Genomic DNA, 12,659 nt, shown 5'->3' with positions numbered 1-12,659 from the left:
GCAGCGGCAGTACCGGCTTGTGGCAATGTCGGCAGTGCGAGCGGCCGCCGCTATAGGGCGACCGCCCTGTTTGTATTGTCAGCGTTCGACGTACATGATGCGCCTGGTGCCTGGATCGACCAGTGCCGGCTGGCCGTTCACATAGACATAGCGGTAATCATAGTCCGGAATCTCGCGCAGCTCGACGGTGTCAGGCAACGTCGCGCCGGTCACCACCTCGCCCTCGAGATAGACCGGTTCGAGCCGATGCGTACGGACATAGGTGCGGATCTCGGCCGGCGGTCTGCGGATGGGCTCGATCGCCTCGCCGGCAACGATCGCTCCGGTATAGGTGTCGGAATATTCGGCGCTATCGGCAGGCGGTGTCACGACGGCAATGTCGGCGCTGGCCGGACGCTGTGTCAGGACCACACGGCTGCCGCCGAAATCGGCCGTCACATAGTCGGAATAGACCCAGCCTTGGCCGTTGGCCTCGGCGATGGTACACCATTTGCTGTTGGCGATGCAGCCGTCGAGCGTCGCCGACTGGCCGGCCGCGAGCACACCGATGACCGGATATTGCGGGCCGGGGCCGGCGCGTACATTGAGATCGGTGATGGCCGAGACGGCGGTGTCGGCCAAAGCAGAGCCCGACATCGCTATGAGCGCTCCGGCCACCGCCGGAAACAATATGCGTTTCATGGTTTTCTCTCCGTTTCACAGTCCCTCGGGACCGAAAACGAAGCAAAGCCGCATGCGTTCCGGCTAAAAGGCTTCGGCCGGCTCACGATTTGTTCCAGTCGTTTTCGGCAGGTCGGTCAAAAGCTCGTGAACAAAAGCAAGTTTTTGCGCCGCCACGTCCGAGATGACGAAGGGATAGAGATCGGGCAGGCCCATACAGCGGTTGATCGAGTTGGACGCCTCCGACAGCACCAGCCAGCGCTCGAGAATCCTTTCGAAGGGCTCTGGCCTGGGGGCGGGTTCCGATGGTGCCGGCTGCAACTTGCCGCCGGTATCGGCGCGCGGCAGCTCGTTGGCTTCAACGGTCTCCAACCGGCCGAGCGGGAAATTCAGGGCATGCACCATCTCCAGCGTGTCGGTGATGTGCATGTGATGCGCCCATGTCTCGGCCCAGTCCTCCCATGGGTGCGACGTCGCATAGGCCGAGATATGGCGCTGCTGCCAGTCGGGCGGCGCGCCATCGGCATAATAGGTCTTCAGCGCCTGTTCGTAATCGGCGCGCTCGTCGCCGAACAAAGCGCGAAAACCGGCAAGCCTTTGCGGATCGTCGCGGATCAGGCGGTCCCAGTAATAATGGCCGAGTTCATGGCGGAAATGGCCGAGCAGCGTGCGGTAGTTCTCGCCCATCTCGACGCGCCGTCGCTCGCGCTCTGCCGAATCCGCCTCGGCGACGTTGAGCGTGATCCGGCCGTTGTCGTGGCCGGTCAAGATACGCTCGCCGCCGGGACCGCCGCCGATCGGATCGGCAAGAAAATCGAAAGCGAGGCCGATCTCGTCGCCGGGATTCTGCTTGGGTGCGACCGGCAGGCCGAAGGCGAGCAGCGAATACACGGCACGCTTCTTTGCCGCCTCGACACGGATCCAGCGGCGGCGGTTGCCGTCGACCGACAGATCCGGGATCAGCTGGTTCAGCGAACAGGCGCGGCAGAAGGCGTGGCCGGGCTCCGCCATCCAGTTGCAGGCGCATTCGTCGGCATTGGTGCAATGGAAGACGTCGCCGCCGGACAGCGCGAAGCACGCATGCTCGGGATCGTAGACCACGAGGCTGGCGCAGTTCAGGCATTGCGCGTTCTCGAAATAGAGACGGTGGCCGCAATGCGGGCAGTCGAAAAGCTTCATTGGCGTCTCAAATCATTCGAAATGCGAAGGACAATACGAACAGGAGAACGCCAAACGCCTGTCAGCTGCCCACGTTCCTGCCGGCCGACGCTATTTTGCCGCAAGCTGGGCGACGACCTCCTTGGCCACTGCCGCGCCCGATAGCCTGGCGCCGCCGCAGGTCTGCATCAGCGGACCGGCCAAATGCTCGCCGGCGAAGAAGATCTTTTCCGCCACCGGCTGCATCAGCGTGGCGCGCGCTTGCGAGCGGCCTGGCCGCGCCGCCGCATAGGCGCCGCGCACGAACCGCTCAGCGCCCCAATTGGTCATCATCGCGCGTCCGACATGTTTTCGCACGTCGCCGCCAAAGATGCCGCAGAGCCGGTCGACGACGAAGTCGATGCCGGCCGCCTCGCCCGCCGCCGACATCTCCCAGGCGAAATCGCCGCCGACGAAACCGACCATCAGATCGAGGTCGAAGGGAAAGCAGAGGAAGTAGATGTCGTGTCTGGCCAGCCGCTCGATCAGCAAATCGTCGAACGGCTCCAGGCCGAGCCTTGTACCGGATATTTCGACCGGCAGCTTGGTCAGCATGCCCATCGGCAGGTCAAAGAAGGCGGCGAAATGCGCGTCGGGGAGTGCAGGCGAGAACGCAATCTCCTCGAAGGCGAGCACTGCCGGCGAGGCGGTGACGATAACCGCCTTGGCGCAGATGGTACCGCGATCGGTGACGCAGGCTACGCCCGGCCCATCCCAGACGATCTTGCGCACCGGCGTCGACAGTGCCACCGGCACATCGGCGCCGAAGCGCGCAACCAGCGTACCGAAGCCTTCCCTGGTGAAATAGTTCGGATCGAGATCGGCGGCGGCCTGAAAGTCGCGGATCGATATCTCGTCCTCGTCGGCGCCGAAATCCATCGGCCCGGCGAAGGTTGCGGCGGCGCGCGGCGCGTGTCCCTTGGCGAGCAATGCCGAAAGACGGTCGTCGTCGCCTTCCCTCACCTGATGTGCCGCCACCAGTTCGAACAGCCTTGCGTCGGCCACCTTCATCGCCGCCTCTTCGGCTTCGCTTGCCTTTCGCTCGCGGTAGTAGAGATGATCGACATTCATGTCGTGATGGTGAAGCGTCCAGGCGGCGGCTTTCGCCTCGGGAAAATAGGGATTGCGGTCCGCGGCATGCAACTAGGCGCAGCCGATGTCGAACGGCACGCCGAAATGCTGATCGCTGGTCCAGGCGCGGCCGCCAATGCGGTTCATCGCTTCCAACAATTTGAAGGAAAAACCGGCAGCGCGCAGGGTCTTGGCAGCCGAAAGCCCGGCTGAACCGGCGCCGATGATCACGACGTCAACGTCTTCCATGCTTATTCTGCCCCCGCCACAATAATTACTTGATCGTAGGCAAATTCCCGGGTGTCCGCCAGTGTGGTGGATTTGAGGTTCCTGCTGTATTGAGTGCATCGGCGTGGCGCCGGGGCAGTGACAAGCAGGTGTTTCGCAGGCAAGTTCGCAATTGGGAACGTGATTCAGGCAACCAGGAGAGCAGCATGGCATTTCTTGCCAAGAAGATGTTTGTAGTGGCCACGGTGGTGGCGGTGCTTGCGCTGGCGACGGGCGCAGGGGCGGCCAGCTGTGGCAAGAGCGGCGCCGGCTTCGAGGCGTGGAAACCGGAGTTCGCCGCAGAGGCCAAGGCCGACGGCGTCGGCTCGAAGGGTCTGGCCGCTCTGGCTCGCGCAACCTACGCGACAAAGACGATCTCCGTTGACCGCGCCATCCATAAGGCTTTCAGCGGCTCGGTGGAAGCTTTCATGAAGCGCCGTGGCGCGTCCGCGATCATTGCCAGGGGCCGTGCACTGAAGAAGGCCAATGCTGCGCTGTTCGACAAGATCGAACAGAATTACGGCGTGTCGCCGGGCGTGTTGCTCGCCATCTGGGGCATGGAAACCGGCTTCGGTTCCGCCATGGGCAACCAGAATACGGTCTCCGCCATTTTAACGCTCGCTTATGACTGCCGCCGTCCGGAGTTCTTCTACCCGCATGCCATTGCGGCCCTGAAGCTGGTTGATCGCGGAGCGTTGAGCGCCTCGTCGGTCGGTGCCGCGCATGGCGAGATTGGTCACACGCAGTTCCTGCCCGGAAATGTTTTGACATATGGCGTAGGCAACAAAAACCTGCGCGACAAGGCCACTGCGTTGGCTTCTACCGCCAACTTCCTCAAGAGTCATGGTTGGCGACCGGGCGCCAGCGCGCAGGCGAATATCGGTGCAATTGCCGGCTGGAATTCCGCGAGCGTCTACCAACAGGCCATCGCCCAGATCGCCGACGCGATCGACGGCGGCTGACTAGAAATGTCCGTTCGACAAAAAGCCCGGCCGTGTGCCGGGCTTTTTTGTCGGTGCGTGTGGCATGCCAAGAGAGGCGAGCGCCTGGGCTCTCAATTGTTCACGTAACCGCCGCCCAATGGGCATTTCTTGGAAGCGGGAACCTCGAAGGAGCCTGCGTAAACATTTGAGCAGGTACGGAACTTGGAGTTCCGTGGCGTTGAAGGAGCCGCCTTTGGCCTGCCCTCGATCACCGTCGGGACTCCGGCAGCTTGCGAGTAGCTGCCGCCCAAGGGGCATTTCTCGGAAGCGGCAACCTCGAAGGAGCCGGTGATAACATTTGAGCAGGTACGGAATTTGGGGTTCCGCGGCGCCGGGGTGGCCCTAGCAGCCGCCTTTGACTTGCCCTTGATGACCATCCAGATTTCGGTCGGTTGATCTAGCTGCAGGCTGTTTATGTCGGAGTAGCTGATGCGTCCGGTGCGCACCCCTTCGGCAAGGCGCTGGCAGAACAGGGCCGGCATGTGCTCCTGCGAGACGCCCATGAAAGAGGCGATATCGTGCTTGAGCGTGATGCTCCACAGGTGGACAGCAGAGATGCACCCGTCTGGATTCTGCTCGCGTTTCGAGGCCGCCTGCGAGGACTGGCATCCAATAAAGACGATGGCTGCCGCAAGCAGGAGAAAAATGGCGTTTTCATTATCAGAATCCCTCCGTCCCGCGAGGGATACCAAATAGAAACCCGGCGTCTCCGCCGGGTTTTCCTGGAATAGTGTTTGGCTCAACCCGTGCGGCTGCGCGCGGCCAATGTCCTAAGCCTGAGCGCGTTGAGGCGGATGAAACCTTCGGCATCCTTCTGATCATAGGCGCCGCGGTCGTCCTCGAAGGTGACCAGCGCATCGGAATAGAGCGTCTTCCTCGACTTGCGGCCGGTGACAATCACGTTGCCCTTGTAGAGCTTCAGCCGCACCGTGCCTTCAACGTCTTCCTGGCTCTTGTCGATCATCGCCTGCAGCATCAGCCGCTCGGGCGCGAACCAGAAGCCGTTATAGATCAGCTCGGCATAGCGCGGCATGAACTCGTCCTTGAGATGGGCGGCTCCGCGGTCGAGCGTGATCGATTCGATCGCCCGGTGGGCCGATATCAGGATGGTGCCGCCGGGGGTCTCGTAGACGCCGCGCGATTTCATGCCGACGAAACGGTTCTCGACCAGATCTAGCCTGCCAATGCCGTTGTCGCGGCCGAGATCATTGAGCGCCGCCAGCATCGTCGCCGGCGACAGTTTCTTGCCGTCGAGCGCGATCGGATCGCCTTTGAGGAATTCGATCTCGATCTCGGTGACCTCATCCGGCGCATCCATCGGCGATATGGTGCGCTGGTGGACGAATTCCGGCGGCTCGCTCCACGGGTCCTCTAGCACCTTGCCCTCGGAGGAGGAGTGCAGAAGGTTGGCGTCGACCGAGAACGGCGCATCGCCCTTCTTGTCCTTCGGCACCGGGATCTGGTGCTGCTCAGCGAAGTTGATCAGGTCGGTGCGCGACTTGAACGACCAGTCGCGCCAGGGTGCGATGACCTTGATGTCGGGGTTCAGCGCATAGGCGGAAAGCTCGAAACGCACCTGATCGTTACCCTTGCCGGTGGCCCCATGCGCGATCGCGTCGGCGCCGGTCTCCCTGGCGATCTCGACAAGATGTTTCGAGATCAGCGGCCGGGCGATCGAGGTGCCGAGCAGATAGCTGCCCTCATAGACGGCGTTGGCGCGGAACATCGGGAAGACGAAATCGGATACGAACTCCTCGCGGACATCTACGATGCGGATGTCCTTGATGCCCATCATCTCGGCCTTGCGCCTAGCCGGCTCCAGTTCGCCACCCTGGCCGAGATCGGCGGTGAAGGTGACGACCTCGGCGCCGAGCTCGGTCTGCAGCCATTTCAGGATGATCGAGGTATCGAGGCCGCCGGAATAGGCGAGCACGACTTTCTTGACGGCTTTTGCTTTCGACATGGTGGGCAGTTCCGCGACAGGGGTTCTTCGCGGGCGAGGTATCACGGCGTTTTAGGCCAGCGCAAGGGACGAACGATGCTGGACCAGATGCTGTATCGCTCAGAGGCTGGCGAGCACACGGGTCCTGCGCTATGGCTGCGCCGTCTTTTGCCGCTACGAGACGAGCCATGTCCTTCATCCCCGACAGTGCCACGCTTATCCAGTTCTCCATCGCCACCTTCATCCTGGCGATCACGCCCGGGCCTGACATGACGCTGTTCGTCTCGCGCACGCTGAGCCAGGGCCGTGCCACCGGTTTTGCCTCGATGACCGGCGCCTTGTGCGGCACGCTGATTCACACCACGCTGGTGGTGGTCGGCGTCTCGGCGCTGATCGTCGCCTCGCCGATGGCGTTCTTCGTGCTGAAGATTTTCGGCGCCGGCTATCTGGTCTTCCTGGCATGGCAGGCGATCACAAAAGGGTCGGCGTTTTCACCGGAGAAGAAGAGCGGGCCGCAGATCTCACTGTTCCGCAGCTGGGCCGCGGGGCTCGGGGTCAACCTGCTCAACCCGAAGATCATCCTGTTCTTCATGACCTTCCTGCCGCAATTTGTCTCCGCCCATGACCCCAATGCGCCGGGAAAGCTGTTCTTCCTCGGCGCGATGTTCGTCGTGCTGGCAATCCCGGTGACGGCGCCGATGGTGCTGGCGGCGGAAAAATTCTCGGCCGCGATGAAATCCAGCCCGCGTGTGACCCGCGTCGTCGACTATCTGTTTGCCGGAGTTTTTTCGGCCTTCGCGCTCAAGATCCTGACGGCCCAGGCGAAATAGGTACTTTCATTTTGCCCATGATCCTTTCCGAACCTTTGGTTCGGGGTCATGCGCTGATCTGGCGCCAGCTTCCGGCCGAGCGCCCGGCGCTCAGCCAGTAGAAAATACCGCCGACCATACCGCAGCCGATCACCGCCAGCATGACGCTGGTGTTGGTAACCTCGAAATTGGCATCGGCCGTCTGGTGGACGAAGCCGAGGAAGACCGCCGCCACCGCCGCGCCCGCCAGTGCATAGAACAGCCAGTCCCGCCGGCCAAGGACCTCGGAAACCAGGATGGCGATGGCCGCCGGCATGAAAGCGAAATAGGCGACGAACAGCCCGACGAAGGGGACTGAAAACCACAGCGAAGCCTGCGCCGCCGGTTGAATCTCGTCCGTCATCAGCCCAAGAGACGCCAGGAACATGATGTTAAGGAAGGCGCTTGCCGCCAGCGAAGCAACGCCATAGCCGACAAGGATGACGGCGAAGCGGATCAGATAGGCGACGACGCGGTTCACACCTCGCCATGCCCCGCGATCATCATCGCTTCCAGCGCCAGCCGGTCGACCTTGCGCATACGCTCGGAGTCCGACTTGAGCTGGCCGCAGGCGGCGAGGATGTCGCGGCCGCGCGGCGTGCGGATCGGCGAGGCATAGCCGGCATTGTTGATGTAGTCGGCGAACTTCTCGATCGTTTCCCAGTCCGAGCACTGATAGTTGGTGCCCGGCCACGGATTGAACGGAATCAGATTGATCTTGGCGGGGATGCCCTTGAGCAACTTGACCAGCGCCTTGGCGTCCTCGATTGAATCGTTGACGTCCTTCAGCATCACATATTCGAAGGTGATCCGCTTGGCGTTGGACAGGCCGGGATAGGCCCGGCAGGCAGCGATCAGCTCGTTCAGCGGATACTTCTTGTTGATCGGCACCAAAAGGTCGCGCAGATCGTCATTGGTGGCGTGCAGCGAGATCGCCAGCATCACACCGATCTCCTCGCCGGTGCGGAAGATCTCGGGCACGACACCCGATGTCGAGAGCGTGATGCGCCTCTTCGACAGGGAAAGCCCGTCGCCGTCGGATGCGATCAGCAGCGCCTTCTTCACCGCCTCGAAATTATAGAGCGGCTCGCCCATGCCCATCATGACGACGTTGGACACTTTCCGGCCCTCGGCCGGCACGATGGCGCCGTCGGGTGTGTCGCGGTCGGGGAAATCGCCGAGCCGGTCGCGGGCGGTCAAAAGCTGGGCGAGGATTTCCTCGGCGGTCAGGTTGCGCACCAGCTTCTGCGTGCCGGTGTGGCAGAAGGAGCAGGTCAGGGTGCAGCCGACCTGCGAAGAGATGCAGAGCGTGCCGCGGCCTTCTTCGGGAATGTAGACGGTCTCGATCTCGACCGGCCGGCCGGCGCCGCGCGGCGGAAAGCGGAACAGCCATTTGCGCGTGCCGTCGGAGGAAATCTGCTCCTCGACGATCTCGGGCCTGGCAACGGTGAAATGCGTGTCAAGGGCGGCGCGCAGATCCTTGGAGATGTTGAACATGCCGGCAAAGTTGGAAACGCCGCGCACATAGATCCAATGCCAGAGCTGTTGGGCGCGCATTTTCGCCTGGCGCTCCGGCACGATGCCGGCGGCGACGAGGGCGGCCCCGAGTTCGGCGCGCGTCAGGCCGATCAGCGACGGCTTTTCAGGCGTCGTGCGGGTGCGCAACGCGTCACGCGCGCCCTCAGTGGTGAGATCGAATGAAAGGGTCATTGTTGCGCCAATATAAGCGATTTGCGGCCGAGTACAGCATCGTGCCCGAAATGAAGCGCGGCGCATAGCACAGGTTAGCGGCGGAGTCATGCAGGTGGTCTTCCCTTCTCCCCTGGGAGAAGGTGGCCCGAGCGTAGCTCGGTCGGGGGTGTTCCAGCTTGGCGCCGACCGCGTTCCGTCCAACACCCCTCTTCCGTCTCGGCGCTGCGCGCCGATCCACCTTCTCCCACAAGGAGGGAAGGGAAGACCGCGCCTAACCGCCTACTTGCACTTGGCGATCGAGGCCAGCGCCGCCGAGATGCCCTTCAGCGAGAAGACGTAAGTGGTGGTGTTGCCGCGGCCGGACTTGGCCGACACCTTCATGTCCGTGCCGGTCTTCATCGCGGCGATCAGCACCGGCTCCTCGGCGGCGTTCTCGACCCAGGCCGACTTGCCGCGCGTGAACATCGAGAAAGACTTCTTGTCGATGGTGACGGTGGCCTTGGAACCCTCCTGGAAGGTATAGCCGGCAATGAATTGCGGCTCGTAGGACACTTGCTGCCCCGGCCGCTGGCTGACGAAGAAGAACATGTCGCCGTGATCGAGCGTCGGCGGCTGCTTGTCGGTTGGCACGGTCAGGACATAGCAGACCTTGCCGCCGCCCGACGCCTGATAGCTGTAGGTGCCCCAGGCATTATGCTGGCCGATCTTGGTGGCCGACTGCGCCAGCGCGGGCGCCGTCAGGGCCACCAGGGCCAGGCTGGAAACTATAGCAATCAATCCGCGCATCGCTTTTCCCGTATTCCACTGGTGCGGCGGCAGGCCGGCTCGGCGTCCTGCCCGTCGCTTCATTTTGATTTAATCTGGGTTACCAAACGGTGAATTTCCCTAAGAAAAGGATGTTCACGCCAGGAAACCGCCGCCGTCTTCGCGCTGCCGCCCGAAAAAGCGGCTGGCGCACTGTCCCTGCCGCGACTTGGAGGCCACGAAAACGGCAAGAGTTTGACTTTTCAAGCAGCTAGGTTTCGCGGCGATTCCCGCTTTTCTTGAGGTACGTGACGAATTTCCCTGCAGGCGGTACCATGTCTGCGTTCGTTGCCACGGCACTCGGCCAGGGTGCCCTCCTTGGCGGCTTACGGGAGATTTGGCCATGGCCATTTCCGAGACAGTCCTGATCCTCGCGGGCGGCACAGTCGTCCTGGCGATTGTGTTCGGCATTCGTGTCGCCGTCCGCGCGGCGGCTAGCGGCGCGGTGCCCCGGTCGGATGGCGGAGAGGCGGCGGGCGGATCGGGCGCGTCCGACGTTCCCGGGGTCATTGCGCTACCGCCTTTGATTTTCCTCGGCTTCCTGGCGGCGGCAACCGTGCTCGAGGTGCTCGCGCCCCTCCCGGTCATGGCCGGGCAGGCGCTCGCCCGCTATCTGGCCGGCGCCGTGCTCGCGGTGTGCGGCTTCGTGTTCCTCTTTATGGCGGCGGGCCGCTTTCAGGCCGCTGGAACCAACATACCACCGACCTTGCCAACGACGGCGCTGGTCGTCGACGGTATCTATCGGCGGACCAGAAACCCCTTGTATCTGGGAGCGACCCTCATTTATCTGGGCCTCGGCGTCGCCGCCGGAAGTCTTTGGGCTATCGCGCTCGTCATCCCCCTGCTGTAGGTGATCAATACCGGCGTCATCGCGCCGGAAGAGCGCTATCTCGAGCGGAAGTTCGGAGATGCCTATCGCGCCTACAAGGCGCGGGTGCGGCGGTGGGTTTGACGGCCGGAAAGTCTCGCGCGATTTTTTGCGCCGTGCCGGCTCAGCTCTTGTCGGCGATGGCCTGTTTGGCGGCGAGCCGGTGCGCGGGCGTGATGTGGGCGCTGACGGTTGTGATCGCGGCGGTCAGCACGGCGATGTCGTCGGTGAAGCCAAGCCCAACCATGAAATCGGGGATGACGTCCGTCGGCAGCACGAAATAGCCGAGCGCAGCCAGCAATGTGCCCTTGGCGCGAAGCGGCGTCTTCTTGTCCATGGCGCAGTAATAGGCGGCGACCACCTCTTCCATAAACGGGATATGACGGGCGGCTTTCTTCGCCGTACGCCAGAACTTGTCGCGCACGTCACTCTCGTTGCCCGGCTTGCTGCCGAGGCCGAAGAAATCAAAACCGGATTTTTGCGCCATTAATCTCTCCTTGCGGCCGTCGCGTGACTTCACGCATGACCGCGAGGCAAAATGTGGTGAAAGCCGAACCTCGCTGCAAGGTGTAGCTAGGCTCAGCCGCCGAAATAGCGGTTCATCTTTCTGGCCAGATCGAAATCCAGCGCCGTCAGGCCGCCGGCGTCGTGCGTGTTGAGGGTCACGTTTACCGTCTTGTAGACATTCGACCAGTCGGGATGGTGGTCCATCTTCTCCGCCGCCAGGGCGACGCGGGTCATGAAGGCAAAGGCTTCGGAGAAATTCTTGAAGGTGAAGGTGCGGGTGATCGAGCCGCCATCCTTGGCAAGCGACCAGCCTTCGAGGCCGGCAAGTTCGGCGCGGATCGCCTCTTTTGCTAGTTTCTCCCTGGCCATATCCGCCTACCGCATGATCCGCGAAGCGTCGGCGGCGCCGACCAAACGGCTGGCGACGCGGTTGTCGGCACCTGAAAGCGGCCAGGCCTCCTCGACGACGTAAGGCCCGCCGCCGACCGAATCGCGCGACGACATCAGCACGAAGCGGCCGACCCGGAACGGCAGCGTCGAAAAATTGCCGCGTGCCGACAGGTACTGGGCGACATCGAGCGGGCTCGAATTGCGCAGGCGGGCCAGCGTCACATGCGGCATGAACTTGCGCGGGTCGGCCGGGATGCCGAGCCGCTGGCAGATGCGCTCGATCTCGGCCTGCAATGCGGAAAGATCGGGCGAAGCGGCGACCCCGGCCCACACCGCATGCGGCTTCTTCTGGCCGAAGGCGCCGACGCCGGACAGCGTCAGCGGGAAGGAGGAGCGGTGAACACGGTCGAGCGCGTTGGCGATTTCGTCGGCGACATGGCCCTCGACATCGCCGATGAAGCGCAGCGTCAGATGGTAGTTCTCGACGTCGATCCAGCGGGCTCCGGGCAGGCCGCCCCTGAGCAGGGACAGCGAAAGAGCGGCATCACGCGGTATTTCGAGGGCGGTAAAAAGACGCGGCATGGGAAGCCTCCTGTCCTCGAATCGAACTCTTGCACCTAGCGAATCATCGATATTCGAACGGGGCAAGCGGTTTGTTGGTCGCAGGGCTGCCTAAAAGCTTCCCCAACGGAATGTGGTGCGGCGGCGAACCCTCGCCTTCAGGAATTACCCCGCACCGTTGCAATGGCCTTCTCCACACCGGGCAGCATACCCTCGACGATGCGGTCGACGCCTCCGGCGTTCGGATGAAGGCCGTCCTCGAGCTGCAGGACGGATTGACCAGCGATGCCCTCGAGAAAGAAAGGATAGAGCGGCACGCCGTATTTTTCAGCCAGTCGCGGAAAGATTGCGTCGAACGCCTTCTGGTAGTCGGCGCCGAGATTGGGCGCCGCGCGCATTCCGGCAAGCAAAACGGCGATCTTGCGCTGCTTCAGTTTTGCCAGCATGGCGTCCAGGTTTTTTTCCGCTATGGCGGGCGAAACGCCGCGCAGCATGTCGTTGGCGCCGAGCTCCAGGATGACGAGTTGCGTTCCGTCCGGCACCGACCAGTCGAGCCGTGACAGGCCGCCGCTCGTCGTATCGCCGGAGACGCCAGCATTGGCGACCGTGACATCGTAGCCCTTGGCGCGAAGCGCCGACTGCAGCTTTTCGGTGAAGCCCTGACCTGGCCCGAGGCCATAACCCGCCATCAAGCTGTCGCCCAAACCGACAATGGTGAACGGTTCGGCGCTCGCCGACGAAATGGCGCCGCAAACGGCGAGAAAAAGGGCGAAGGCTGCGGCAAAGGTGTGTTTGAAAGCCATGCGGCAGGCCCCATATGAACCAGGAACATCTGTTGGCGAAGGCAGGTTTTCATCTTTTGTCGAGCA

At 62.7% G+C, this 12,659-nt stretch carries 16 protein-coding genes; 3 read left to right on the top strand and 13 right to left on the bottom strand.

The window, feature by feature from the left end; all coding sequences use genetic code 11:
• Window positions 1-78: 78 nt before the first annotated feature.
• The 4 genes from NKJ84_RS16640 to NKJ84_RS16625 all read right to left on the bottom strand — a co-directional run bounded on the left by NKJ84_RS16640 (window position 79) and on the right by NKJ84_RS16625 (window position 3,177).
• Window positions 79-681 carry a DUF1236 domain-containing protein gene (locus tag NKJ84_RS16640; RefSeq protein ID WP_352479695.1) on the bottom strand — a complete coding sequence of 201 codons (603 nt, stop codon included), beginning with the start codon at window positions 679-681 and terminating at the stop codon, window positions 79-81.
• Window positions 682-744: 63 nt separating this feature from the next.
• A complete protein-coding gene (locus NKJ84_RS16635; RefSeq protein ID WP_352507356.1) occupies window positions 745-1,839 on the bottom strand; it encodes a zinc-binding metallopeptidase family protein in 1,095 nt (364 codons plus the stop codon).
• 90 nt (window positions 1,840-1,929) lie between these two features.
• Window positions 1,930-3,000: a flavin monoamine oxidase family protein gene (locus NKJ84_RS16630; RefSeq protein ID WP_352507355.1), complete on the bottom strand. Its 1,071-nt coding sequence runs from the start codon at window positions 2,998-3,000 to the stop codon at window positions 1,930-1,932.
• Entirely contained in the window at window positions 3,001-3,177 is a 177-nt protein-coding gene (locus tag NKJ84_RS16625; protein WP_352507354.1) for an FAD-dependent oxidoreductase, read from the bottom strand.
• A 185-nt stretch (window positions 3,178-3,362) separates the two neighbouring features.
• On the opposite strand from NKJ84_RS16625, the gene NKJ84_RS16620 reads away from it, so the two are divergent.
• Complete coding sequence (locus NKJ84_RS16620) at window positions 3,363-4,157, top strand: lytic murein transglycosylase (RefSeq protein ID WP_352507353.1); 795 nt, start codon at window positions 3,363-3,365, stop codon at window positions 4,155-4,157.
• Between the two features lie 92 nt (window positions 4,158-4,249).
• On the opposite strand, the gene NKJ84_RS16615 is transcribed toward NKJ84_RS16620, so the two are convergent.
• Both NKJ84_RS16615 and NKJ84_RS16610 read right to left on the bottom strand, forming a co-directional pair.
• Entirely contained in the window at window positions 4,250-4,921 is a 672-nt protein-coding gene (locus NKJ84_RS16615) for a hypothetical protein (protein ID WP_352507352.1), read from the bottom strand.
• The gene (locus NKJ84_RS16610) at window positions 4,918-6,141 is read right to left on the bottom strand and encodes an argininosuccinate synthase (protein ID WP_352507351.1); all 1,224 of its coding nucleotides are present in this window, start codon (window positions 6,139-6,141) and stop codon (window positions 4,918-4,920) included. The genes NKJ84_RS16615 and NKJ84_RS16610 overlap by 4 nt, the downstream gene beginning before the upstream one ends.
• Before the next feature lie 167 nt (window positions 6,142-6,308).
• On the opposite strand from NKJ84_RS16610, the gene NKJ84_RS16605 reads away from it, so the two are divergent.
• Window positions 6,309-6,950 carry a LysE family translocator gene (locus NKJ84_RS16605; RefSeq protein ID WP_352507350.1) on the top strand — a complete coding sequence of 214 codons (642 nt, stop codon included), beginning with the start codon at window positions 6,309-6,311 and terminating at the stop codon, window positions 6,948-6,950.
• A 46-nt stretch (window positions 6,951-6,996) separates the two neighbouring features.
• Here the strand turns inward: NKJ84_RS16605 and NKJ84_RS16600 are convergent, their stop codons facing one another.
• From NKJ84_RS16600 to NKJ84_RS16590, 3 genes are all read right to left on the bottom strand, one after another.
• Window positions 6,997-7,449, bottom strand: coding sequence for a hypothetical protein (locus tag NKJ84_RS16600; RefSeq protein ID WP_352507349.1), 453 nt, complete (start codon window positions 7,447-7,449; stop codon window positions 6,997-6,999).
• A complete protein-coding gene (gene rlmN / locus NKJ84_RS16595; RefSeq protein WP_352507348.1) occupies window positions 7,446-8,678 on the bottom strand; it encodes a dual-specificity RNA methyltransferase RlmN in 1,233 nt (410 codons plus the stop codon). Before rlmN ends, NKJ84_RS16600 begins: the two co-directional genes overlap by 4 nt.
• A 261-nt stretch (window positions 8,679-8,939) precedes the next feature.
• Window positions 8,940-9,446 carry an invasion associated locus B family protein gene (locus NKJ84_RS16590; RefSeq protein ID WP_023721899.1) on the bottom strand — a complete coding sequence of 169 codons (507 nt, stop codon included), beginning with the start codon at window positions 9,444-9,446 and terminating at the stop codon, window positions 8,940-8,942.
• Between the two features lie 361 nt (window positions 9,447-9,807).
• Here NKJ84_RS16590 and NKJ84_RS16585 point away from each other — a divergent pair, with 361 nt between their 5' ends.
• Complete coding sequence (locus NKJ84_RS16585) at window positions 9,808-10,314, top strand: methyltransferase family protein (protein WP_352507347.1); 507 nt, start codon at window positions 9,808-9,810, stop codon at window positions 10,312-10,314.
• 142 nt (window positions 10,315-10,456) lie between these two features.
• Here the strand turns inward: NKJ84_RS16585 and NKJ84_RS16580 are convergent, their stop codons facing one another.
• The 4 genes from NKJ84_RS16580 to NKJ84_RS16565 all read right to left on the bottom strand — a co-directional run bounded on the left by NKJ84_RS16580 (window position 10,457) and on the right by NKJ84_RS16565 (window position 12,593).
• Window positions 10,457-10,819 carry a YkvA family protein gene (locus NKJ84_RS16580; RefSeq protein WP_352507346.1) on the bottom strand — a complete coding sequence of 121 codons (363 nt, stop codon included), beginning with the start codon at window positions 10,817-10,819 and terminating at the stop codon, window positions 10,457-10,459.
• Window positions 10,820-10,911: 92 nt separating this feature from the next.
• The gene (locus NKJ84_RS16575; RefSeq protein ID WP_254817876.1) at window positions 10,912-11,208 is read right to left on the bottom strand and encodes a 4a-hydroxytetrahydrobiopterin dehydratase; all 297 of its coding nucleotides are present in this window, start codon (window positions 11,206-11,208) and stop codon (window positions 10,912-10,914) included.
• A 6-nt stretch (window positions 11,209-11,214) separates the two neighbouring features.
• Complete coding sequence (gene thpR, locus NKJ84_RS16570) at window positions 11,215-11,811, bottom strand: RNA 2',3'-cyclic phosphodiesterase (protein WP_352507345.1); 597 nt, start codon at window positions 11,809-11,811, stop codon at window positions 11,215-11,217.
• Between the two features lie 137 nt (window positions 11,812-11,948).
• Window positions 11,949-12,593 (bottom strand): arylesterase, encoded by a 645-nt coding sequence (locus tag NKJ84_RS16565; protein WP_352507344.1) that lies wholly within the window; start codon window positions 12,591-12,593, stop codon window positions 11,949-11,951.
• Between the last annotated feature and the right edge of the window lie 66 nt (window positions 12,594-12,659).

Origin of the sequence: Mesorhizobium sp. M0048, assembly GCF_040323405.1 — a bacterium.
Classification (GTDB): Bacteria; Pseudomonadota; Alphaproteobacteria; order Rhizobiales; family Rhizobiaceae; genus Mesorhizobium.
Note: the sequence above shows the minus strand (reverse complement) of the source record. Positions and strands in the feature narration are given on the sequence as shown.

What these genes read in the sequence shown, in the direction of transcription:
- NKJ84_RS16590 (WP_023721899.1), bottom strand. Translation starts at nt 9,446, where the DNA reads ATGCGCGGATTGATTGCTATAGTTTCCAGCCTGGCCCTGGTGGCCCTG.
- NKJ84_RS16635 (WP_352507356.1), bottom strand. Translation starts at nt 1,839, where the DNA reads ATGAAGCTTTTCGACTGCCCGCATTGCGGCCACCGTCTCTATTTCGAG.
- NKJ84_RS16620 (WP_352507353.1), top strand. Translation starts at nt 3,363, where the DNA reads ATGGCATTTCTTGCCAAGAAGATGTTTGTAGTGGCCACGGTGGTGGCG.
- thpR (WP_352507345.1), bottom strand. Translation starts at nt 11,811, where the DNA reads ATGCCGCGTCTTTTTACCGCCCTCGAAATACCGCGTGATGCCGCTCTT.
- NKJ84_RS16610 (WP_352507351.1), bottom strand. Translation starts at nt 6,141, where the DNA reads ATGTCGAAAGCAAAAGCCGTCAAGAAAGTCGTGCTCGCCTATTCCGGC.
- NKJ84_RS16625 (WP_352507354.1), bottom strand. Translation starts at nt 3,177, where the DNA reads ATGGAAGACGTTGACGTCGTGATCATCGGCGCCGGTTCAGCCGGGCTT.
- NKJ84_RS16605 (WP_352507350.1), top strand. Translation starts at nt 6,309, where the DNA reads ATGTCCTTCATCCCCGACAGTGCCACGCTTATCCAGTTCTCCATCGCC.
- NKJ84_RS16580 (WP_352507346.1), bottom strand. Translation starts at nt 10,819, where the DNA reads ATGGCGCAAAAATCCGGTTTTGATTTCTTCGGCCTCGGCAGCAAGCCG.
- NKJ84_RS16565 (WP_352507344.1), bottom strand. Translation starts at nt 12,593, where the DNA reads ATGGCTTTCAAACACACCTTTGCCGCAGCCTTCGCCCTTTTTCTCGCC.
- NKJ84_RS16575 (WP_254817876.1), bottom strand. Translation starts at nt 11,208, where the DNA reads ATGGCCAGGGAGAAACTAGCAAAAGAGGCGATCCGCGCCGAACTTGCC.
- NKJ84_RS16640 (WP_352479695.1), bottom strand. Translation starts at nt 681, where the DNA reads ATGAAACGCATATTGTTTCCGGCGGTGGCCGGAGCGCTCATAGCGATG.
- NKJ84_RS16585 (WP_352507347.1), top strand. Translation starts at nt 9,808, where the DNA reads ATGGCCATTTCCGAGACAGTCCTGATCCTCGCGGGCGGCACAGTCGTC.
- rlmN (WP_352507348.1), bottom strand. Translation starts at nt 8,678, where the DNA reads ATGACCCTTTCATTCGATCTCACCACTGAGGGCGCGCGTGACGCGTTG.